Annotated in this window: 29 protein-coding genes and 1 pseudogene; 6 read left to right on the top strand and 24 right to left on the bottom strand. The window is 40.4% G+C overall.

The genetic code is table 11. The features are described from left to right. From LI091_RS13995 to LI091_RS13985, 3 genes are all read right to left on the bottom strand, one after another. Positions 1 to 412: hypothetical protein (locus LI091_RS13995; RefSeq protein WP_173719989.1), on the bottom strand; the 412-nt coding region annotated here is incomplete at its 3' end. Positions 413 to 419: 7 nt separating this feature from the next. After that, positions 420 to 632, bottom strand: a complete 213-nt coding sequence (locus tag LI091_RS13990; RefSeq protein WP_012744264.1) for a sporulation initiation factor Spo0A C-terminal domain-containing protein — start codon at positions 630 to 632, stop codon at positions 420 to 422. A 151-nt stretch (positions 633 to 783) separates the two neighbouring features. Next, positions 784 to 1,101 carry a helix-turn-helix domain-containing protein gene (locus tag LI091_RS13985; protein WP_117457281.1) on the bottom strand — a complete coding sequence of 106 codons (318 nt, stop codon included), beginning with the start codon at positions 1,099 to 1,101 and terminating at the stop codon, positions 784 to 786. A gap of 179 nt (positions 1,102 to 1,280) precedes the next feature. On the opposite strand from LI091_RS13985, the gene LI091_RS13980 reads away from it, so the two are divergent. Further along, positions 1,281 to 1,487, top strand: coding sequence for a DUF6219 family protein (locus LI091_RS13980; RefSeq protein ID WP_008688150.1), 207 nt, complete (start codon positions 1,281 to 1,283; stop codon positions 1,485 to 1,487). 74 nt (positions 1,488 to 1,561) lie between these two features. Here LI091_RS13980 and LI091_RS13975 read toward each other — a convergent pair whose 3' ends face one another. From LI091_RS13975 to dinB, 5 genes are all read right to left on the bottom strand, one after another. Further along, complete coding sequence (locus LI091_RS13975; RefSeq protein WP_155234640.1) at positions 1,562 to 1,933, bottom strand: hypothetical protein; 372 nt, start codon at positions 1,931 to 1,933, stop codon at positions 1,562 to 1,564. Between the two features lie 9 nt (positions 1,934 to 1,942). Next, complete coding sequence (locus LI091_RS13970; protein ID WP_117649053.1) at positions 1,943 to 2,515, bottom strand: hypothetical protein; 573 nt, start codon at positions 2,513 to 2,515, stop codon at positions 1,943 to 1,945. Positions 2,516 to 2,765: 250 nt separating this feature from the next. Then, the gene (locus tag LI091_RS13965) at positions 2,766 to 3,005 is read right to left on the bottom strand and encodes a hypothetical protein (RefSeq protein ID WP_055180584.1); all 240 of its coding nucleotides are present in this window, start codon (positions 3,003 to 3,005) and stop codon (positions 2,766 to 2,768) included. A 12-nt stretch (positions 3,006 to 3,017) separates the two neighbouring features. Beyond that, a complete protein-coding gene (locus LI091_RS13960; protein ID WP_024720752.1) occupies positions 3,018 to 3,230 on the bottom strand; it encodes a DNA-binding protein in 213 nt (70 codons plus the stop codon). 14 nt (positions 3,231 to 3,244) lie between these two features. Next, positions 3,245 to 4,492, bottom strand: a complete 1,248-nt coding sequence (gene dinB / locus LI091_RS13955; RefSeq protein WP_117649055.1) for a DNA polymerase IV — start codon at positions 4,490 to 4,492, stop codon at positions 3,245 to 3,247. Positions 4,493 to 4,686: 194 nt separating this feature from the next. On the opposite strand from dinB, the gene LI091_RS13950 reads away from it, so the two are divergent. Then, positions 4,687 to 5,418 carry an XRE family transcriptional regulator gene (locus LI091_RS13950; protein ID WP_117649057.1) on the top strand — a complete coding sequence of 244 codons (732 nt, stop codon included), beginning with the start codon at positions 4,687 to 4,689 and terminating at the stop codon, positions 5,416 to 5,418. A 56-nt stretch (positions 5,419 to 5,474) separates the two neighbouring features. After that, the gene (locus tag LI091_RS13945) at positions 5,475 to 5,675 is read left to right on the top strand and encodes a helix-turn-helix transcriptional regulator (protein ID WP_005344265.1); all 201 of its coding nucleotides are present in this window, start codon (positions 5,475 to 5,477) and stop codon (positions 5,673 to 5,675) included. A 57-nt stretch (positions 5,676 to 5,732) separates the two neighbouring features. On the opposite strand, the gene LI091_RS13940 is transcribed toward LI091_RS13945, so the two are convergent. Beyond that, a complete protein-coding gene (locus tag LI091_RS13940; protein ID WP_117649061.1) occupies positions 5,733 to 6,167 on the bottom strand; it encodes a flavodoxin family protein in 435 nt (144 codons plus the stop codon). Then, positions 6,164 to 6,538 (bottom strand): MmcQ/YjbR family DNA-binding protein, encoded by a 375-nt coding sequence (locus LI091_RS13935; protein WP_117539102.1) that lies wholly within the window; start codon positions 6,536 to 6,538, stop codon positions 6,164 to 6,166. The genes LI091_RS13940 and LI091_RS13935 overlap by 4 nt, the downstream gene beginning before the upstream one ends. Before the next feature lie 252 nt (positions 6,539 to 6,790). Between LI091_RS13935 and LI091_RS13930 the strand changes: the two genes are divergently transcribed. Beyond that, a complete protein-coding gene (locus tag LI091_RS13930; RefSeq protein ID WP_012744273.1) occupies positions 6,791 to 7,114 on the top strand; it encodes a MobC family plasmid mobilization relaxosome protein in 324 nt (107 codons plus the stop codon). Further along, positions 7,081 to 8,460, top strand: a complete 1,380-nt coding sequence (locus LI091_RS13925) for a relaxase/mobilization nuclease domain-containing protein (protein ID WP_015514505.1) — start codon at positions 7,081 to 7,083, stop codon at positions 8,458 to 8,460. Before LI091_RS13930 ends, LI091_RS13925 begins: the two co-directional genes overlap by 34 nt. Positions 8,461 to 8,475: 15 nt before the next feature. Here LI091_RS13925 and LI091_RS13920 read toward each other — a convergent pair whose 3' ends face one another. The 9 genes from LI091_RS13920 to LI091_RS13880 form a co-directional block, all read right to left on the bottom strand. Then, a complete protein-coding gene (locus tag LI091_RS13920; protein ID WP_226841039.1) occupies positions 8,476 to 8,886 on the bottom strand; it encodes a hypothetical protein in 411 nt (136 codons plus the stop codon). A 118-nt stretch (positions 8,887 to 9,004) separates the two neighbouring features. After that, positions 9,005 to 9,463, bottom strand: a complete 459-nt coding sequence (locus LI091_RS13915) for a YaiI/YqxD family protein (protein WP_015514506.1) — start codon at positions 9,461 to 9,463, stop codon at positions 9,005 to 9,007. Positions 9,464 to 9,486: 23 nt separating this feature from the next. Next, entirely contained in the window at positions 9,487 to 10,071 is a 585-nt protein-coding gene (locus LI091_RS13910; RefSeq protein WP_012744277.1) for an SOS response-associated peptidase, read from the bottom strand. A gap of 334 nt (positions 10,072 to 10,405) precedes the next feature. Further along, positions 10,406 to 11,599: a site-specific integrase gene (locus LI091_RS13905; protein ID WP_002590585.1), complete on the bottom strand. Its 1,194-nt coding sequence runs from the start codon at positions 11,597 to 11,599 to the stop codon at positions 10,406 to 10,408. Between the two features lie 80 nt (positions 11,600 to 11,679). Next, positions 11,680 to 11,883, bottom strand: coding sequence for an excisionase (locus LI091_RS13900; protein ID WP_002590584.1), 204 nt, complete (start codon positions 11,881 to 11,883; stop codon positions 11,680 to 11,682). Between the two features lie 451 nt (positions 11,884 to 12,334). After that, positions 12,335 to 12,595, bottom strand: coding sequence for a helix-turn-helix domain-containing protein (locus LI091_RS13895; protein ID WP_002590583.1), 261 nt, complete (start codon positions 12,593 to 12,595; stop codon positions 12,335 to 12,337). Next, positions 12,576 to 13,007, bottom strand: coding sequence for an RNA polymerase sigma factor (locus LI091_RS13890; RefSeq protein WP_174088738.1), 432 nt, complete (start codon positions 13,005 to 13,007; stop codon positions 12,576 to 12,578). Before LI091_RS13890 ends, LI091_RS13895 begins: the two co-directional genes overlap by 20 nt. A 537-nt stretch (positions 13,008 to 13,544) precedes the next feature. Continuing rightward, complete coding sequence (gene rlmN, locus LI091_RS13885) at positions 13,545 to 14,534, bottom strand: 23S rRNA (adenine(2503)-C(2))-methyltransferase RlmN (RefSeq protein ID WP_002590581.1); 990 nt, start codon at positions 14,532 to 14,534, stop codon at positions 13,545 to 13,547. A gap of 22 nt (positions 14,535 to 14,556) precedes the next feature. Further along, positions 14,557 to 14,736: a cysteine-rich KTR domain-containing protein gene (locus LI091_RS13880; protein ID WP_002588768.1), complete on the bottom strand. Its 180-nt coding sequence runs from the start codon at positions 14,734 to 14,736 to the stop codon at positions 14,557 to 14,559. A 381-nt stretch (positions 14,737 to 15,117) separates the two neighbouring features. Here LI091_RS13880 and LI091_RS13875 point away from each other — a divergent pair, with 381 nt between their 5' ends. Next, positions 15,118 to 15,519 (top strand): helix-turn-helix domain-containing protein, encoded by a 402-nt coding sequence (locus LI091_RS13875; RefSeq protein WP_244096120.1) that lies wholly within the window; start codon positions 15,118 to 15,120, stop codon positions 15,517 to 15,519. Between the two features lie 724 nt (positions 15,520 to 16,243). Here the strand turns inward: LI091_RS13875 and LI091_RS13870 are convergent. The 5 genes and pseudogenes from LI091_RS13870 to LI091_RS13850 form a co-directional block, all read right to left on the bottom strand. Continuing rightward, positions 16,244 to 17,329 carry a sensor histidine kinase gene (locus LI091_RS13870; RefSeq protein WP_008703821.1) on the bottom strand — a complete coding sequence of 362 codons (1,086 nt, stop codon included), beginning with the start codon at positions 17,327 to 17,329 and terminating at the stop codon, positions 16,244 to 16,246. After that, positions 17,316 to 18,017, bottom strand: a complete 702-nt coding sequence (vanR, locus tag LI091_RS13865) for a VanR-ABDEGLN family response regulator transcription factor (protein WP_004853366.1) — start codon at positions 18,015 to 18,017, stop codon at positions 17,316 to 17,318. Before vanR ends, LI091_RS13870 begins: the two co-directional genes overlap by 14 nt. 5 nt (positions 18,018 to 18,022) lie before the next feature. Further along, entirely contained in the window at positions 18,023 to 18,235 is a 213-nt protein-coding gene (locus LI091_RS13860; protein ID WP_008703822.1) for a helix-turn-helix domain-containing protein, read from the bottom strand. Between the two features lie 158 nt (positions 18,236 to 18,393). Further along, positions 18,394 to 18,831, bottom strand: a pseudogene (locus LI091_RS18770) (CHAP domain-containing protein); the annotation flags it as partial. A 730-nt stretch (positions 18,832 to 19,561) separates the two neighbouring features. Next, the gene (locus LI091_RS13850; RefSeq protein ID WP_012744284.1) at positions 19,562 to 19,768 is read right to left on the bottom strand and encodes a hypothetical protein; all 207 of its coding nucleotides are present in this window, start codon (positions 19,766 to 19,768) and stop codon (positions 19,562 to 19,564) included. Between the last annotated feature and the right edge of the window lie 242 nt (positions 19,769 to 20,010).

Genomic DNA, 20,010 nt, shown 5'->3' with positions numbered 1-20,010 from the left:
CATCTATATATAGTTGAAATTTATCAGGATTATTGACAACATCATAGTCCTTTCCATATTCTACAGGTCTGTATTCGGCTGTCATTACCGATTCCCCATCTTCAATATCCTCTTTCCATAAATAGATGTTCATATCAAGACTCGTCGCATATCCCCTGTCTGTGGAGAATTTTGTCGAATGAAAAGAATTCTCCTTGTACATCTGCAAAAGTTCTCTTGCAAACGCTTCTCTATCCTCAATATTTTCCCGGTTAGCTACTACGGTTAGATTTTCATCCTGATTTATGGAAAATGTTCCTACTACATCAGGTTCACCTTCCTTATGACCAGATTCAGGTTTCCCATAAATACTTCCTGTAGCAATTATCAAGATGACTGCTCCTGAGATTACTGCAATTATCTTTCTTTTCATATTTTCATTAATTTCCTTTTAATTGTTTTACTGCGTAATTGATTACTTCTTCCGGTGTGGGTCTGTCTCCTTTAAGTGTCATTTTCTTCCATTCTTCCTGCACATCCGGATCAGGATTATCAAATCCTGCATCTATGGCTATCTGCATTTCTCTGCGTACCTCTTCTGGTGTTGTGTTGTACTTTTTTGCAATTTTCTCATAAATAGTTTTCTCTCTCATTCATTTTCCTCCAATATATAAGTAGAATTACACATTGTTCTATAGAACTAATTTAGCATATTTCTATTATCATGAAAAGACACTTTACAATTTAAAGCGGAATAAAAAGTCAAAAAAAAGAAGAGCTACTTGCTCTTCCCATTTTGTCATATTACTCTTCCAATAATGTATGAATTACTTTGATAATTTTTTTCTGCTCTTTGATCGGAAGTTTTTCTATTTTCTCTGCCAGCTCATTGGTAACACCTGTAACTGAATGTGCCACAACATCAATCAAAAGAGTATCTGCAGAAACATCTAATGCATTTGCAATTGCAACAAAGGTATCCAATTTTGTAACTTTCAAGCCTCTCTCTATTACACTCACATGCGTCGGACTTAAATTTACTAATGCAGCCAGTTCCTCTTGCGTGAGATTTTTTGCTTCTCGTGCTGATTTGATTCGCTGTCCTACTGCTTTCAAATCCATCGTAACACCTCCTTCAGAACGAATAATCGTTCTGAATTTAGTATACTTGTGGATATCTTAAATATACAGAATCGCAAAGCCAAGTTCTAATTCTACAGAACTATATTCAAAGTTTTTCTTTGCATTTTCGTAAAAAAGCGTTATGATTGAATCAGTTAAATCAAAGGAGGTATCAAATCATGAAATCACATAAATACTGGTCCTTAGGCGCACTTTTCTGTATGTTGGGATGCATTTATTCTGGAATCAAAAAATCTATGACTGCACATAAATACTTTGCCTATTCTTCATTGCTTTGTATGGGCATGTCCATTTATTCCGGTCACAAACTGGTTTCTCCAAAGAAGAAAAAAATCACTGAATCAAATAATAGTGAGAATAGTTAAAAAAAATTGACTTTTATTCATCAAAGACAAAGTTGCTGGAGAATATTTTTTCTCTCCAGCAACTTTCTTTATCTTTAAGCCATTGAAACACAATAATTTCCAATCAGCTTCGTCCAACTATTATATTTATTCTTTTCACACACCTTTCGGCAAATTTCATTTTCCATCAACACACAGAACATCTTATCATAATCAAATGCCCAAACAGCACCATTCACATGGTTTTCCACTGCTTTCTGATCTATGCTCTTTAAGCGTGTGACCATTTTTTCAATTTCTCCATTTCCCAAGTTACCGATATTTTTACAGATAAACCGAAAGAAATTCAACGTTGCATATTCGTCATACCAATGGAACTCTTCTGGATTGTTTTTAATTTTACTGGCTCGCTGCTGTTCTTTGATTATCTGATCAGCTACACCTTTCATCGAATCTTCGTATCTCATATTACTCACCTACTCTTCCTCAACACCCAGTGACGGTTTAAATCTTTTATCCTTTGCCTGCGGCACCACGATCTCATAAAAATAAAATCCCAGATACCCAAGTGCCTGCTTCTTCATTTTATAAAAAGAAGTCCTGCCTATTCCTAACTCCTGCTGTACTTCCACATCTGTCTTATTATAATGACTGCAAAAACAAGAATGAAGGATCTCACTGAGCATCACACCATTCGGTGCATAAAACTTCACCAGTGTCATTCCACGATAGATCATATCTGACAAGCCGTAAATGATCATCAGGTTATTCATTTCCCGGTGCATCTTTGGCACATTCAGCTGATTGTTATAAATACTCAGATAACTCAACGCATATGCCATATCTTCATTGATCTTCTCCTGACACTCCATATCCAGTTCTTCCAATACAACCTGGTTTTCTAAAATCAGTTTCTGGTAGCTTGTCATCAGTTCTTTAATATCAGTATAATGTCTTTCGATCGTTACTTCCAGATAATTCTGTGCATGGTTTGCCATCTGGAAGGTAATTTCTTTCATTGATTTAATTGCATAATCTCTATCTGTCATCAGTTTCAAAATCTCCTTATCATCATCACACTAACTGGCGGTCTTTCAGACCAGTTCGCTTTCCCCATGATTTTGATGGGAAGCAATTACTTACTACAATTTGCAGAAGCGGATATCCAAAAGGCATTGTGGGAGCTGCCTTTGCTGACCGGAATCCATCTTCTTATGTAAAACCTGCAGGAATATAAAGGGAAAGTGACTATCCCTGCCGGTTAATAATCCATATAATATCGTCTATACCTATCTCTCCTTATGCTGTTTTTCTCTCCATAAACCATTTATCCACTTCATAGAATAAATGGCTTTCCTGTCCCTGTATCATACAGGTGTACATCATTCCTACACCGCCTGCCTTTCTGCTGGCGCATCGCTCGATTTTCAAAATTCTGTCGATGTTATATTTTCTTCCATCCTCCCATGTAAAAAATATGGGAACCAGTTGTCCGTCTTTCCGGAACTCTGCCACTACATCTACATATACTTTATTCATGCCGACACCTCACTATAAAATCTCGATTGCTCTTGGCGATGCCGGAATCCTTCGGATATATCCATTTAGCTCCAACTGCTTGATTCTGGAAAATGCTGATGATGTTGATTTCACCCCGATCAATTTTCCAAATTCCCGTATTGTCGGTGGATATCCATGTTCATTGGTATATCGTAAAATACACTGATAACTTTCTTCCTGTTTTCTGGTTAATGCTTTTTTCAAATCTATCCCTCCAATTACCCATGAAAATAACTGTGTGGATGGATCGTGTGCGTACCAGCGTCTAAGTGGGATAAGACTTTATCCTGATACATTGCCGCTCGCTGTATACTGAAATAACCAAACCGTCGTCTGATCTCATCTACAGTACGATCCAGCTTCTCTAACTTTTCCTTTTTCTCCTGATTTCCAAATAAATCCAACTGCACGGGAATATCATCTAACACAAGATCCGCAGCTCGGATTCCCAGGCTTCTAATGGGATGTTCCCATTTGTAATTATCTTTAAATAGCTGAAATGCTGCAGTTACAATCTCGTTTGTAATATTCGTTGGCTGTCGTAAATGTATCTGTCTGGAAAAACTATACAATCCATTATCTCGAACTGTAATTTCTACTGTTTTGCATTTAAATCCATGTTTCCGCAATCGTGCAGCTACACTTTCTGCCAATGCTATTTGAATGATCCAGACATCCAGATCATTTTCCAGATCTCTCGGTGTTGTAGTGCTATTACCTATCGACTTTACTGGTGCTTCATATCCTTCCTTGCAAACCGGATCTTCATCCCAGCCATTTGCGAAAGCCCATAATACATTTCCTATTTTTCCAAAATGACTCTCTAACAACTTTTCGTCTGATTCCGCAAGTTGCCCGATTGTCCGGATTCCAAGTTTTTGCAATTTCTTATTCGTCTGTCTTCCGACATAAAGCAAATCTGACGCTGGAAGCTGCCATATCCTGTCTTTATAATTTTCTCGATTAAGCTCTGTGATTGCATCCGGCTTTTTATAATCCGAGCCAAGTTTCGCATAAATCTTATTCCAGGAAATTCCAATACTCACTGTTACTCCAAGTTCGTATTTAATCCGATGGCTGATTTCTCTCGCAATTGTCATTCCTCTTCCTTTCAGATTTCCACTGCCTGATACATCCAGCCAGGCTTCATCAATTCCATATGGCTCAATTTTGTCTGTATACTCTGAATAGATTTCTCTTGCCATTTGTGAAAATCGCAAATATAAATCCATCCGTGGCGGTACAAAAATAATTTCCGGGCAAACCTGTTTCGCCTGCCATAATGCCATTCCGGTTTTTACTCCTTTTTTCTTGGCAATATAATTTGCTGTCAGTACAATTCCATGCCGGGCTTCCGGATCGCCACCTACTGCCAGAGGCATTCCGGCAAATTCCGGATGATGTAGCATTTCTACACTGGCGTAAAAACAGTTCATATCACTATGCAGGATCACACGCTCATTCAAACTTTTCACCTCCCAGCTGTTTCCTTCAACATAATGTCTTATCAATTTCTGTATGTTTAGTATATATCGACATTCCGGAGATAGTCAAGTGACATCTTGGTTGTATTTTCTCCATTTCGGAGATTATTCTTGATTTTATTTCTAACATACGGTATAATGCATATAGAAAATTCAAATAGAAATGAGGCGAACAAATGCGTAATTTCGGGGAAATATTAGCAGAAAATAGAAAAAAGAAAGGATACTCTCAATCAGATCTGGTAGACCTGCTTTCTCAAGAAGGTATTCAGGTCACTACAAAAGCAATCTCCAAATGGGAGACCAATGCACGAGAACCAGCTTTACATGTTTTCCTGACACTTTGCCAGTTACTTGATATCGAAGATATATATGAATCCTTCTTTGGAGAAAACCCATATAACATTATGAGTGGATTGAATGAAGAAGGCAGAAATAAATTGATTGAATTTGCTGATATTTTGAAAGCTTCTAAAAAGTTTTCTCCACTGTCTGCAAAGATTATCCCATTCCATCATCCTGTAGAAATTACCTGGGAACCAGTTTCTGCTGGTACTGGAAATTACCTGGAGGATTCTGTAAAAGAAACCTATGACGTAGGACACCTTGCTCCTGAGCAGACTGACTTTGGTGTACGGATTTCCGGTGACAGTATGGAGCCACTTTATCATACAGGCGATGTTGCATGGATTCAGAAAAAAGATTCTCTTGCTAATGGTGAAATTGGAATCTTCTATCTCAACGGCAATACTTACATCAAGGAATTACACGATGAGCCAGATGGTGTTTATCTGATCTCTTTAAATCAAAAATATCGTCCTATCCAGGTTTTGGAATCTGACTCTTTTAAGATTTTTGGAAAAGTAATCGGGAAATGCAAAGGTGCAGAAATTCCGGGATTCCATTAAATTTCAACAGCAGGTTCATGATCCTGCTGATAACAATAAGCAAAGGAAGTGATTGAATGGCAATCAATAATACACTAAAAGATATTCGTGAAGAACGGAATCTCATTCAAGCAGATTTGGCTGAAGCCATAGGTTCCTGCAGCCAGACGATAGGCCGCATCGAACGTGGAGAACGTAATCCCTCTCTTGAGATTGCAATCCGGCTGGCACATTACCTGAAAGTGCCTGTAGAAGATATTTTTCAAGTTGAAGACTGAAGCACAACATCCAGAAAACCGAGGAGTAAAATCCCCGGTTTTCCTTTTGCTCAAAAATCAGTGTATTCCTTTTACGAAGTCCGCTGCGTTTTTCATATCTTCTTCATTCGGATGGCCTTTAGCAATACCTCCAACCAGTTTAAATGGTCCGAATGTGTCATACCCTTTACAGCCAAATTTTCCAACCACACTGGCATGTTTTTTATCCAAAATCTGCTCTATGGATTTATAATTCGCACTCCCACCATAAGTACAGATCAGAAATATCTTTTTGTCGTCCGGTAGATTCTTCTCTGCAAATTCCAATATCGACTGATGAAACTTTGAAAAATAGATTCCTGATGCAAACCCAATCATATCATAACTGCTCAGATCTGCATCTGGCTGTTTCACAGCATCAATCAAATCCATCTGACATTCTTCTGCAATCCTCTTTACTAATTTTTCTGTATTTCCATGATGCACAGATGCGTATACTATCGCTGTTCTCATTTTTCTTCCTTTCTGTCTGCTCCGTCAATCAGGTCATAGCTCATATCCAAAAAGTCCAATGTCTTCGCTTCACTGACTGAACCATCCAGTAAAATCGTGATCCAGTGCTGTTTATTCATATGGTATCCTGGTAAAAATCCATAAGTCTGAATAATCATGCTGGTCATTTCTGGATCGCACTTTACGTCCATGATGGCAACCAGATCATTTCCCTCTAATCCCAACTTAGATTTCTCAACTGTCATGAATACTGCATACCATTTTCCATTTTTATGACGAAGTACAACACTGTCTGGCGATTTACTCCATAAATATTCTGGAACTGTACCGTACTGTTTCTGCACGTATTCAAAGATTTCTTCCGTCTTCACAATCTTTTCAACTCCTGATTCTTCTGATATCCTGCCCATAATCATACCACATTTTCGTATCCCGTACTACCTGCCAAATTCTTTTGCATTTTCCCGGTTCTCCTGACTTTAACTAATAGAGGGGTAAAACAGCAGCAAGGACAGGAAGTGAGGATACACTTCCGGAAAATCCCAATTTAGGGTACCCTGCCCTGAATTGAAAAACGCTGAAAGCAACGATACTACTGCCCTCTCAGAAAGGAGAAACTGCTAATGGCTGAAAGAAAAAGAAACAAAGAAATTCATTTTTATGTCACAGAAGAAGAACGAAAGCTAATCCGCAGGAAGATGATAGAATCAAAAACCAAGAACATGGGAGCTTATCTGCGTAAGATGGCAATCGACGGCTACATCGTCAACACAGATACAACTCCTCTGAAGAAACAGTATGAGGAAATGCACAAGATTGGCATAAATATCAACCAGATTGCAAAAAAGGTAAATACCACCGGAGATCTATATCCGGAAGAAATGCAAGAATTGAAAGAGATGGTGAAAGAACTATGGCATATATTAAGATCTTCCCCATTAAAGTAACAGACAAGAAAGCTCTGGACTATATCACGAATCCAGACAAGACTGATGAAAAACTGCTGGTTTCCAGTTTTGGCTGTTCCCCGGAAACTGCTGATCTCGAATTTTCCATGACTAGAGAAATGGCAAAAAAGAATGGAATGGACAAAGGTGATAACCTGGCATTTCATCTGATCCAGTCATTTAAACCTGGAGAAGTTGATGCCGAAACTGCCCATCGCTTAGGACAGCAATTTGCAGCCGAAGTACTGAAAGGAAAATATGAATACGTGATCAGTACCCATGTTGATAAAAAGCACATTCATAACCATATCATCTTCAACGCTGCAAGCTTTGTTGATCATCACAAGTATGTTTCCAATAAGCGGAGCTACCATAAACTCTGCAGAATCAGTAATCGTATCTGCCTGGAAAATGGACTTGCCACCAGTATGCCAACCGGAGAAAAAGGAAAAAGCTATAAAGAGAACATGGAATATCATCGTGGCACCAGTTGGAAAGCCAAGCTACGTGTTGCAGTTGATAAAGCAATCTGGACTTCCATCAACTATGAGGAATTTCTACAAAAAATGCAGTTAGCTGGATATGAAGTCCGGCAGGGAAAGCATCTTTCTTTCCGTGCACCGGAACAAAAAAATTTCACTTATATGAAATCTCTGGGAAGTTATTATACGGAAGAAAACGTCCGCATCCGCTTAGCTAAAAATCGTAGCAAAGTGAAAACTCCAAAACATCTGTCCAGAGAAGCTCGCCTGTATATCAATATCTCCACGTATGTAACGACTGGCAATCGAGAAGGATTTGAACATTGGGCAAAACTCAATAATCTAAAAGAGGCAGCCCGCACCTTCAACTATCTTTCAGAAAATAACCTACTGAATTATGAGGATTTCAGGCAGCATGTTTCTGATGTTGATGCTTCTGTTAAAGCGGCTGATCAGAGAATAGCACACATCACCAGTGAGCTAAGCACGCAGAAAGTCATTCAGAAACACTGTGATTCTTACCGGCTCTGCCGTAAAGTGATAGAAGATTGCAAATCTGCAAAAAATCCAAAAGAATACCGTTCCAAGCATCTGGCAGAATACCAACTCCACGATTCACTAAAAAAAGAGCTTCAGGATCTCGGTGTTACCAAAATCCCTAGCTCTGAAAAAATCCAGAAGCGGATTGAAAATCTTGAATCTGAACAAGCTGCTACCGTCCGGGAAAAACAGAAATTACAGAAAAAGCAGAAAACACTGGATATCATTCAGCAAAATTTCTCTGTGCTGCTCGATGCTCCTGAAATCAATTCAGACTTACTTCCGGCAAAACGGGAACCTGTTTCTGTCACAAGAGATAAATAAGATTGCACTGACAACTCAATTATTCTCTTCCAAATCTTCCCAAGGTTTCAGACCCATTTCCTCCCAGGTGACACCATACGGTGCACCTCCGGAGGTATAACCGGCAATAACGAAAAATCTGTCATCTTGCAAGATTTCTTCTTTAGCCAGATTATCTCTTGTTTCTTGTTTCCGTCTTGCTCGCCTCTGCTGCTTCTTTTGTTTCGCAACAGCTGCTTTTTCTTCCGGCGTTTTCTTATGTTTTTTTGCCATAAGTGTTTCTATTATAATTCCATTCTGAATGTCTCTCAGGATACGTTCTTCATAACTCTTTTCACGCTTTTCAACAATTTTATAAAATTCTTCATATTCCGTTTTAGGAGCAAGCGATTGAACTGCCGTAAACAAACTTTTGCATATATCATTCATTTCAGTAGCATCCGGCATTCGCTGATTCTCAAGATAAAACTTCAAGTGCATTTTGTATGTTTTATCTGCTATTGCACTCTTCTGTTTTTATTTTAAGTCTTTATAGCTTCTGTCGTTCCTCTGCATCTACAATTCCTCATCTGCCTTCTTTCTCCCGTGCCATCAAAAGCATTTTTTCAAAAGACTGAGCGAATCTTTCATCATCTTCCTCCGTCCGCTTCTTCGGTCCCTTGACATGACATTTACGGGAACTTCTTCTGGCTTTTTTACTCAGGTGACGTTCCATTAGCATCTGATCAATATTATCATCCGTGTACCATTTACCTGATTGATGAATAGCATAAGCACCTTTTCCCAATGCCATTGCAGCCACACCATAGTCCTGTGATACGACAATATCTCCTTTATGGCAGATACTAATCAGTTTATAATCTACTGCATCTGCTCCTGCACCGACAACAACAACTTTACTATAAGTCGATGACAGAACATGGTTTGTATCACACAACAACATTACCGGAACACTATTATCTTTTGCAATCTTTTCAATGATCGCAACCACTGGGCAGGCATCTGCATCAACAAATATTTGCATCTTTCTATTTCTCCTCTGAACCATTATAAGAATAAGCTCTGCTGTTCGTATTCTGCCTCTCGTTTTAGCTGAACCGGTACCTGATGCAGAATTTGCTCCATTTTCCTGTCATCGAACCAATCTTTCAGCTGTCCTTTTTCCAATATCAGCGGCATACGATCATGTACTTTTATCATAGATTCATTGGCTGCTGTAGTCATAATCACAAATCGTCGTTCATTCTCAAACCAATCACAGAAGCCAGCCATATACAATACTGGTGCATCATATCTGGAAAATGTATTTTTCTCTTTTAACCGATTCCATTCATAGAACCCACTTGCCGGTATCAAAATGCGGTGATAGAGGATTCCATTTCGAAAAGAAGGTTTGTCCATAACAGATTCTGCTCTTGCATTTATAACCAGATTCTTTCCTTGTGACAATGGATATCCCCACTTGCAAACATCCAGTTTCAATCCATGTTCTGATTTTTCAATGATCGGTGCTACATTGGTTGGAAAGATATCTCCTGCAAAATGTTCCTGCCGGATCCGTTGGTCTATATCATGCACTACTTTTTCGATTTCATCTGCCATATCAGAATCAATATAATATCTACCACACATAATACTTCCTTCACTTATAGATTCTATTTCATCAAATATACATCATTTATTTCTAGGCACTTTAAACTCAGTTAATCTATAATTTTGAATCCACCCCATACATTCTTCACCATCTTCATTCTCCCAAATTATCTGTCGCCACTTTTTATATTTATCTATAAATCAAAATATAGTTTTTGACTATCTCTTTATAAGTTCTCATAAGCCGGTATAGCCTGTATTTACAGGCTTTCCGGCATTTTTCAAATCGGAAGAAGCTCTTATATATTCTCATTTCCCCTCATGTTTTCGCGTCCAAAAGTAGTAAATCAAGTAGTAAAACCTCTATCTACTACTAAGCAATCAGCCGTTCCATTTCTGCCATTGCACTATCAGAGGTAGCATGGGCGTAATAGTTCAGCGTCATGTTGATGTTGGAATGTCCCATGATATACTGCAATGCTTTCGGGTTCATTCCGGCGTTTGCTAAATTGGTACAGAACGTATGGCGTAGGGTATGGGGCGTTGTCACTTTCGGTAAGGCTTCCTCATGGCTTTTGTTGTACTTCTTCACAAGCCCCCGGAACATGGTTTCAAAGTTGACTGCTACTTTCGGTAGCCCGTTCCGGTTAAGGAATAAAAATCTGCTGTAACCGCCGACAATAAAATTGTCTGCCCGTCCCCTGTCATTCAGCACACGCTTGAACGCTTCATAGACTTTGGTACTCATTGGAATTTGTCTGATACCGCTTTTTGTCTTTGGCGTTTCAACATGATACCCAACTCCCGATACTTTCAAAAGCTGGTGGTCTACGTTGATTAGCTTATGCTCAAAGTCAATATCGCTTTCAGTCAGTCCGCAGAGTTCAGAAATGCGAAGCCCTGTTCCTAACAGTATGATAATCTCGTCGTAATACTTCTGATAGACTTTATCACTCTGCACAAAGGACAGGAAAGACGCTTCCTGTGTTGGGGATAGAGGTACCTTTGGTTCGGTGTTATCTTCTAAAACGGTGTTCAACTGGAAGTCAAAGGGATTTTTCCTAATGCAATCGTCCTGTATGGCTGTGTAAAAGGCAGCTTTCAGAGAACGCTTGTGATTGTTGATTGTCTTGAATGAATAGCCCTTATCTTTCATGCGTAAAGCCCATTCTTTCGCGTCGGACAGCTTCACGCTCTCAATGCTGCAAGCTCCAAGACTATCTTCTTCCAAAATCCTCATAAGCTGCTTGCGCCCCTGTTTTGTGCCATGCCGTACATTTGCCCGGTGCCTTATCTGCTTTGCGTAGAGTTGGCAGACAGTCATTTTCTTTCCCAACGTGTCAATCCCGTCGTCAAGGTCTTTCTGTATCTCTTTTTCCTTTTCCCGAAGCGAAATATCTTCACGTTTTCCCGCCGGGGTCTTGTCGGTAGGTACTAACTTCCAAGCGTAAACAAATTGCGGGTTCCCAAAGGTATCTATATATTTGTAAGCATATCTTCCGTCTTTTCTCTGGCTCTCTCCTGTGCGTAAAATGCGGTTCCTGTTATCTCGTCTTTTCTCCGACATTGTTCGTCATGCTCCTTTCCATGACGGAAAGAGCCTTGATATGCTTGTATCTATTATACCACATTCAAGGCTCGATTTCACTATATAACTTCCAAAGTGTCAATGAATTTTTCAAACTGTTTTCGCTTGATTTGAATACGGTTGCCGTTCATAATCACCCACCCGGCAGCCGGGTTTTCTTCCGCTAATTTACGCAGCTTGTTTTCCCCGATACGGAAATATTTTGACGCTTCCTCAATGGTGAGCGTGTACTTCTCCCAGATAGGCACATCAGTAATATTCATTAAAATGTCCCCCTTTCAATAGAGTACAATAGTTTCAAAAGTAGAAAGAGAGCTTTAATCGGACGGTTATTAGCATAACCTCATGGGAATTGCACCCCCGCATGGTTCTCATGCAGCCCTACCCATTGCCTGCGACGCTCTTAACGCTCGGACTGTGGCTGTAAGGAAGTATCATTGTATATTTTGCGTGTCGTCGCCCGCAAGCCGCTACACTTGCTTTCCGGCGCGGTGTTGGTCGCTCGGCTGTCCGGGTGGGGATAACCTCACCCGGATAGCGTCATGGCGCACCCGCCGTATGGCTCGGCGCAAAAGGAACGTATCCGATTTGCCCTATGCTGCGCCGCCGTTATCTTGCGCCGCTTTCTTTGTCAAGGTTCAGAATGGCTTTGCTGCCGCGTCAGCAGCGGAACGGAAAAGGGGGAGAGAGAAAGCGTCCCGCCGCCGCTGCGGTTTATTCCTCTGCCTTAAAGGTGAGGACAGCCATCATCAGTTTTGCTTGCAGCCGTTCCCGAATGTCGTGGTCTACGCCAAAATAGACGTTCCCGCGCTCGTCGTACAGCTTCCGCATGGAGAGGCGGGCTATGTAGCCGCTGAAATGCTGCAAGACAATCTTCATAGCGTCCGGGTCGCCCTTTGTCGCTGCCAAAATGACAGGATAGGGAACAAGGGCTTTTTCCGGGTAGCCGGGTTCGTTACCATTCGTCCCATTCATCAGCATTTTCCTCCAGATATTTTTTTAGTAGCTCAAAAGAGCTTGTCCGCCTGTACTGTATCGTGCTTCTCGACGTATCGAACAGCTCCGCAATCTCGGTGTCGTTCATTCCCTCGAAATAGTACAGGAGTACGGCTTTGCGCTTTTCTTCCGGCAAAGTACGGATTGCTTCAAGAAGCAGCTTCGGCGCGATTTTCTTCCCGGCTCTTTCAAAGGCGGTTTCCCCTTTGAAATATTCATCAAAGGTATGAAGCTGCCGCGCTTCTTCTAAGGTCAAGTCGGAAAAGGTAATCTCCTTTGCCTTATGCCTGTGCAGCTCTTTGTGAGCGTCACACGCTTCATTGTGCAGTACCGTATTGCAAAACTTCTGGAAAGCGCACTGTTTTATAAACTCCCTGCGATTAGGTTCCACATTCTCACCCCCCTTTCTCGTTGGAAAGTTGGTGGTGCTTCCCCCTTTTCGCGGGGCAATACTGCCTTTTGAAAAAAACGCCGAAGATTTTCGGATTTTTTTCAAAAAATTTTTTGAGCAGCAAAATACGCCTGTCCGAAAAGCCCGGACAGGCGTATAGGTATTGTAAGTAGTATTTAGATGATTAGACAGTTCATATTCAAGGGTGGAGAGGTTCCCGACGGTGGTCGGGCTTTTTTTGATAAGTCAATGACCGTCGGATTTTGTCGATAGGGTATGTGCTTCATGGCGGCTACCTCCTTTAGCCGCCGCTTTTAACAGTGATACCGCGTCATTTCATCAGAAAATAAAAAGAAACGGCGGCTTTGATTTTTCAAAGCTGCTGCGGAAATCAAAGAACGACAAGCAACAGTTCTGATTTTGCTCCAATATGGTTATTGGGGGCACAAATTAAAATCAAAAAAGAGCCGATAACAGCAGTATTTCAAACTGCATATTATCGGCTCTGCGTCTGTGCGTCTGGCTCTTTTAATTAAATTATTTTTGTTGTTTTTTGGCTTTATTATATGTATTAGCTAATTGTCCACAAGCTGCTTTAATCTCTCTACCATGAGAAACTCTCATGGTAACTTCAAGTCCTGTTTGCTCTAATTGATGTTTGAACGCAACCATTTCTTGTTTTTGTGGTGCTCTAATTTTTGAATTACTCGTCGGGTTGTATTGCAGCACGTTAATCATAACATTTTTGCCCTTAAACCATTTTGCAAGTTGCCTTATATCTGAGGAACGGTCATTTATACCTGGTAAAAGTAAATACGCAAATACCACTTTTCGATTATGCCTTTGTGAATAGGACAATGCTTGCTTAACAACATCTTCAATAGCGTACATGTGCATATGAGGAATGATACAGTTTCTCGCAGCCTGTGTTGCTGCATGTAAAGATATTGTCAACTGAATTTTTAGATGTTCTTCGCGCAATTTTTTTAATTGATTAACTGGACCAACTGTTGATACGGTAATGCCGTCGGTTGGAAAGTTAAGTCCATTTCTATCTCGAAGAATATGGATTGCTGCAATCAAGTTGTCGTAATTGAATAAAGGTTCTCCCATTCCCATAAAAACGATACGATTTACTTTTTGACGTATCAATATGACCTGCTGCACAATTTCAGACGGTGTTAGATTACGAACAAAACCATTGCGTCCGGACTCACAAAAAATACAGCCAACAGAACAACCAACTTGCGTACTTACGCAAACAGTCCCACCATCTCGCCGTTTAATAAAAACCGTTTCGATATACCTGTTGTCTTTCAATTCATAAACATACTTTTCAGTATCGCTACTTTTATAGACTTTTTTTGTTGATATTGATAGATTTTTTTTGTGAAATGGCTGTTTATATAATTCCGTATATAAGGCTCTTGCTTTATCCTCTCCAATTACTTCCGACATTTCTTTGTAAGTAAATCCGTATGGGTCATTCAATATTTCCGTAGGTGTACTTTTAGGTAAGTGTTTCATTTAATATCCTTCCTTTTCAAAATTAAAAAGTTTGTTTTTCAGAGTTTTTGATTATGATTTCTAATTTTTCAACATCAACGATATGTGTTAATTTACATTTAGGGCAGAAAAGAGGAAAATTTCTTAATACCGTATTATAAAATACTTGAACCCTCGTCTTTCCGTTACAAATTGGACATTTTATCCAATATTTTTCAAGCATAATATTTCTCCTTTTGCGCAAAAAAATACAGGTCAATTCTCAACATGAGCATTGACCTGCATTTATACATATAACACTACAACAAAATTAAGGCATAGTTTTTATACTATGTCTATACATCGTTAGTTTTGTTGTATAGCATACGCAAAATAAGCATGACAAAAAAGCCCATATTGAAAATGGGAAAAATCTTTTTTGATTTCAATGCTTATCGAATACGCATGCTATGTAACATAAACATTTCCCCCTTTTAATAATACTATACAAAAAAAGCGGATAGTTGTCAACATATACATATGAATTATTTTGGCTAACTAATAGAACAGTGTAGACATATCCAAGAAGAAAGGTGAACAGTAAAATGTAATAGGGTGAATAATTATGGCAAAAAGACCAGTACCAAAATACGACTTCAAGGCTTTTGGGGCAGCGATAAAGGCGGCGCGGACAGGGCGCAAGGAGAGCCGCAAGAAAGTGAGCGACGAAATGTTTATCTCGCCGCGCTACCTTGCGAACATTGAGAACAAGGGGCAGCACCCAAGTTTACAGATTTTCTTTGAGCTTATGCTCCGCTACAATATATCCGTAGACCAGTTCCTTTTGGAAACGCCGCCGGAAAAGAACACGCAGCGGCGGCAGCTTGACGCGCTCCTTGACGGTATGAGCGATCCCGTCCCTTGTCTACCCGCTATTACCGACAGCGGCAATATAAGGACATCATTTCTCGTTGTCGCCGTTATGACTACCGTTGCACTTTGCCCCGATTTCACATCGACTGTTTGACTGATCAAGCATTGCAGAATGCCCTCTTGCGGCACGATTCCCGTAAACGCATTTTCATCTGCGGCAGGCGACACCACGGCAATCATATCGGTTGGTCCTACACCATCATATACTTGAAATTTTGCTTTCAACTCTGCATACTCCGGTAAGGTACTCAAAAAATTATCTGCCTCTACATTGAGGGCAAATCCTGTATAATGCACTATCGCTACGGGATAATTACTCGGTACGCTTTCATTGGATGGGGCAATAGAGGTAATTGTACCATCCACCGGAGATTTCAATTCTTTGCCGTTCACAGTTCCAATAATTTGCCCGGCAGTGATTTTTTCTTCTAATTCTACCGCTGTATTAAATATGCCATTTTCGGGTGAGGAAATAATAAACGGTACTGCCGGAACAATAGTCGTTTGCGTTGAAACGGTTGGAGTAATTGTCCCTCGTACAACTGATACCGTTTTTTCTGCGGATGTTGCGCTATCTGTAAGATTGTTTTCGTCTGTCTGCCCAATTGCAGAGCAGGCAGATAGCGTAAATACAAGAAACAAAATAGAACATAGCAGCATTTGTTTTCTTAGCAACTTCATCATTCCTCCTTATGCTGTATCACAAAAAATACGAGCCTCTATCTTGATACTTTTATTGTACCAAAACAGAAGCCCGTATTTTCTTGATTGCTCGTAAGGTATTCCTCTTTTTTTCTATGCAAATTCTTACAATTTTCCTACGCCAACGGCAAAGTAATTGAAAACTTGTTTTGATCCTCTTGGCTCTCTGCAACGATTGTACCATTGTGTAGTTCAACAATCTGCTTTGCAATCGCCAAACCTAATCCAGCTCCTCCACTGCTTGTACTTCTCGCTGCGTCAAGCCGATAAAACTGCTCGAAAATCCTGTTTAACTTTTCTTCCGGCAGAGTATCGCCGTGGTTACAAAAAATAATGCTGACCGTATCTTCCTGACATTGTGCGCTGATCGTGATATCCGTATTTTCAAAACTGTAGATAACCGCATTTCTCAAAAGGTTATCAAAAACACGCTGAATTTTGTCTGCGTCACATCGAAGCATTATATCATCATCAACACAAAGATTACATTGCAAATTCTTTGATTTGAGCATAGGCTTAAATTCATATACAAGTTGCTCCAGCAGGCGAGTTAAATTGATTTTCGTGTATTGTAATGTAATATCGTATATATTGAATCGTGTTATCTCGAAAAACTCGTTAATCAGATCCTCTAACCGTTCTGCCTTACCAAGAGTGATTGAAAGGTACTTTTCTCGAAGTTCCTTTGAGATTTGCGACTCATCACGCAGTAAAGTAAGATACCCGATTACAGAAGAAAGCGGTGTTTTCAAATCGTGTGCAAGATACATAATCAGGTCATTTTTTCGCTGCTCATTTTCTTTTGCAAGCCTTGCATTACTTTCAGCCTCTTGTTTTAACTGATTGATGTTAGCGGCGATTTCACTCAACTCCGGGGACATTTCAATGTAACTGACATTCTGATCGAACATTTTTCCTGTCGCAGCCTGTACCTCGTACACATAGGCGACTACTTTTTTCAAAAGTAGGTATGTCATGTATATAATACAGCCACCCCACACGATTACAGCCACTATATAAAGATATACTGTTCTGTAATACAAGTAATAATACAAAACATACTTGCGGAGAATTTCCTCTGCCATAATTCCTAAAAGAAAAGTACCGCCAAAAATAAGCACAGAGCAAATCGCACATTGAATTACATACCCTTTGAACAAGGTAGAGAGCAGATAGTTTTTTTCTTTTTTATTCAATTTCATACCCTACCCCCCAAACAGTTTTAATGAACTTCGGATTTTTTGAAGGTTCATTCAATTTTTCCCGAAGCCGCCCAATGTGCGCCATTACCGTATTGTTACTGTTGCGAAGATACTTTTCTTTCCACACGGCTTCAAATAATTCCTCCGAGGCGACAACTTTACCCTGATGTTCGCACAGATACCACAGAATAGAAAACTCCAACGGAGTCAAGGCTATTTCTTTGCCATACAAGTAGCACTTGTGGCTGACTCTGTTTATCAGTAGACCTCTGATGTCATACTCGTCTTTTTCTTCGGATTGGCTCAAATTAGGACTGTTATAGCTCTGATAACGCCTTAATTGCGTCTTTACTCTTGCCACAACCTCTAAAGGATTAAACGGTTTCGTTATATAATCATCCGCACCAATCGTAAGCCCCATAATCTTGTCGCTATCCTCAATTTTGGCGGTAAGCATAATAATAGGGAAGTAAAACTTTTCCCGAATTTTTTGGCAAAGTCGAAAACCATCAATATCCGGCAGCATAATATCAAGTATCGCTAAATCAATCTGCGACTGTTTGATACATTTCATCGCCTCTAACCCATTATAACATTTATATACTGAATAACCATCGTTACTCAAATACACTTCAAGCAGATCAACGATTTCTTTTTCGTCATCCACAATTAAAATCTTCTTGTTCATTGATCCTACACCTCATTTTCGGGTACGGCTTCCATTATGTCGCCAAAATCACACTCTAAGTATTCGCATATATTCAACAGCACGGGAAGGGTAACATTTTCATTTTTTCCGAGTTTCGCAAATGTACTTTTGCTTGCCCCGACCGCTTCTCGTAATTGACTCTTTTTCATTCCCTTGTCAATCAGAAGTTTCCAAAGTTTGTTGTACCGTACTTTCATTTCCGCACCTCCACCCAAATATAGTTTGTATTATAGCACTTTGAGAGTGAAATCGCAATTATTAAGTCTGTATTTTGAGACTTTTAGTTTTCAAACCGGCACAATATCTTTCTGATATGTAATCCAACCGCCTGCAAAATGCAGGCGGCTTGTGTATTTTAATAGGCAGGTGCGCCGTAGCCAAGAATCTCGTAATAACCGATAGAATACTCATTGACTCGGCAACTGTCGCCGGAGTTGCCCTCGACCGTATAAACCTTGCCGTTTTCGACCTTTTGAACAATACCCGTATGGTCGGATAATCCATCCTGACCACTTTCGTCTGCCCAATCGAAGAAAATAATCATTCCGGGGGCAGGCTCGGCGCTGCCATCCAGCCATTGTCCACGATCCTTAAACCATTGTACTCCGTTGACACAGCCTGCATATTTTGGGATAACTCCAGCGTCGATATAGCCGCACTCGTTGGCACACCAAGATACAAAGCAAGCACACCATTCTACACGGGAGTTAAAACCGTACCACGACCAATACGGCTGACCGCCCACATTGCCAACCAGAGAGAGTGCAACGGTCACGATCTGTCCGTCGCCGCCTGTAATGCCGTAAAGCACCTGTGACCAAAGGTAATTGTTTTCATCTGCAAGCAGTTCAGCGAGGTAGCCTTTCTGTTCTTCGTTAAAACCATATTGCGCCGCCATTTCCTCGGCAGTCTTGTGGCTGACGGTAATATACAGATAGGTTTGTGTGACCGTGCTTTCAGTTTCCACGATATTACCGTGTCCGTCATCGGTTTCGGTAATAACTGTTTCGGTCTTGCTCTCTGTTCGGGAAGATATTTGATTCATCTCCCAAAAGATGTCTTTTAAGAGTTGCTTTTTGCCATCGTCCATTGTGGCAACCTCTTGGGGGTTATCTTGATCCGTATTCGTTTTTACAGAGTAAACGGCAAGCACCTCTTTCCAAACGGCTCTGCTGCCACTCATTTCAAGAACATCATAGGATACCGAGTTCTTTTCCTCTTGCAGCTTGGTATCGTATTCGGTATTGATTTCCTGCACAACGGTCTGCATACTCATTCCAGTGCCGGAATCTTCGTCTGAGAAGAAAATGCCAAATACTGAGCCGAGGATCATACCAATCAGGCAAATCACGATAATAACCAAAACCGCCACCCAGCCGCCTGCGGCGATAGCGGCAATCAAGGCTTTCGTTCCGGCAATAATCGCTTTAATGGCAAGTGCGGTCGCTTTGGCAATCGCCTTTACCGTAACCACGGCGGCTTTTGCCGCAGCCCTTGCCGCTTGTGCTGCTCTCTGTGCAGTTTTAACCGTAATGATTGAATCCACCTAAAAATCCTGGATTGCTATGCCCCCGCTTATGCCCCTTGTCATCATAATGGTTTAAACCGCCAAAGAATCCTGGTCGACTCTCACCTACTTTATGCCCGTTATTGTCATAATGATTCATACCACCAAAAAAGGAAGGCGAACTATGTCCGATTTTCTTTCCATTTGCATCATAGTCGTTCATACCACCAAAGAATCCTGGTCTGCTCTCGCCTACTTTTTTCCGTTTGCATCATAATGGTTTATGGATCCAAAGAATCCTGGTCTGCTATATCCTTTTTTACTCATAATGTCATCCTCCTGACTCTATTAGCCTCTTGTTTGATCTCAGAATAACACACTTTTCTCATTTGGAAGTCGCATAACAGGCGACATTCTTTTATCGCATTTACATTCATTATACCATTTATAATTCTTCCGACAATA

It is taken from the genome of Blautia sp. MSK20_18, from assembly GCF_020553125.1.
Taxonomy (GTDB): domain Bacteria; phylum Bacillota; class Clostridia; order Lachnospirales; family Lachnospiraceae; genus Blautia_A; species Blautia_A fusiformis.
This window is presented reverse-complemented; position numbering and strand designations above follow the sequence as displayed.

Bases quoted from the DNA above. Each gene is read 5' to 3' on its own strand.
- LI091_RS13980 (WP_008688150.1), top strand. From the start codon at position 1,281: ATGAAATCACATAAATACTGGTCCTTAGGCGCACTTTTCTGTATGTTG.
- LI091_RS13915 (WP_015514506.1), bottom strand. From the start codon at position 9,463: ATGCAAATATTTGTTGATGCAGATGCCTGCCCAGTGGTTGCGATCATT.
- LI091_RS13990 (WP_012744264.1), bottom strand. From the start codon at position 632: ATGAGAGAGAAAACTATTTATGAGAAAATTGCAAAAAAGTACAACACA.
- LI091_RS13975 (WP_155234640.1), bottom strand. From the start codon at position 1,933: ATGAGATACGAAGATTCGATGAAAGGTGTAGCTGATCAGATAATCAAA.
- LI091_RS13945 (WP_005344265.1), top strand. From the start codon at position 5,475: ATGGCAATCAATAATACACTAAAAGATATTCGTGAAGAACGGAATCTC.
- LI091_RS13925 (WP_015514505.1), top strand. From the start codon at position 7,081: ATGGCATATATTAAGATCTTCCCCATTAAAGTAACAGACAAGAAAGCT.
- LI091_RS13860 (WP_008703822.1), bottom strand. From the start codon at position 18,235: ATGAAAGTACGGTACAACAAACTTTGGAAACTTCTGATTGACAAGGGA.
- LI091_RS13880 (WP_002588768.1), bottom strand. From the start codon at position 14,736: ATGCTTGAAAAATATTGGATAAAATGTCCAATTTGTAACGGAAAGACG.
- LI091_RS13875 (WP_244096120.1), top strand. From the start codon at position 15,118: ATGGCAAAAAGACCAGTACCAAAATACGACTTCAAGGCTTTTGGGGCA.
- LI091_RS13950 (WP_117649057.1), top strand. From the start codon at position 4,687: ATGCGTAATTTCGGGGAAATATTAGCAGAAAATAGAAAAAAGAAAGGA.
- LI091_RS13920 (WP_226841039.1), bottom strand. From the start codon at position 8,886: ATGCCGGATGCTACTGAAATGAATGATATATGCAAAAGTTTGTTTACG.
- LI091_RS13965 (WP_055180584.1), bottom strand. From the start codon at position 3,005: ATGAATAAAGTATATGTAGATGTAGTGGCAGAGTTCCGGAAAGACGGA.
- rlmN (WP_002590581.1), bottom strand. From the start codon at position 14,534: ATGAAACACTTACCTAAAAGTACACCTACGGAAATATTGAATGACCCA.
- LI091_RS13850 (WP_012744284.1), bottom strand. From the start codon at position 19,768: ATGAACGACTATGATGCAAATGGAAAGAAAATCGGACATAGTTCGCCT.
- LI091_RS13930 (WP_012744273.1), top strand. From the start codon at position 6,791: ATGGCTGAAAGAAAAAGAAACAAAGAAATTCATTTTTATGTCACAGAA.
- LI091_RS13970 (WP_117649053.1), bottom strand. From the start codon at position 2,515: ATGACAGATAGAGATTATGCAATTAAATCAATGAAAGAAATTACCTTC.
- LI091_RS13895 (WP_002590583.1), bottom strand. From the start codon at position 12,595: ATGAATGGGACGAATGGTAACGAACCCGGCTACCCGGAAAAAGCCCTT.
- vanR (WP_004853366.1), bottom strand. From the start codon at position 18,017: ATGAACAAGAAGATTTTAATTGTGGATGACGAAAAAGAAATCGTTGAT.
- LI091_RS13870 (WP_008703821.1), bottom strand. From the start codon at position 17,329: ATGAAATTGAATAAAAAAGAAAAAAACTATCTGCTCTCTACCTTGTTC.
- LI091_RS13940 (WP_117649061.1), bottom strand. From the start codon at position 6,167: ATGAGAACAGCGATAGTATACGCATCTGTGCATCATGGAAATACAGAA.
- LI091_RS13905 (WP_002590585.1), bottom strand. From the start codon at position 11,599: ATGTCGGAGAAAAGACGAGATAACAGGAACCGCATTTTACGCACAGGA.
- LI091_RS13910 (WP_012744277.1), bottom strand. From the start codon at position 10,071: ATGTGTGGTAGATATTATATTGATTCTGATATGGCAGATGAAATCGAA.
- LI091_RS13985 (WP_117457281.1), bottom strand. From the start codon at position 1,101: ATGGATTTGAAAGCAGTAGGACAGCGAATCAAATCAGCACGAGAAGCA.
- LI091_RS13900 (WP_002590584.1), bottom strand. From the start codon at position 11,883: ATGAATATTACTGATGTGCCTATCTGGGAGAAGTACACGCTCACCATT.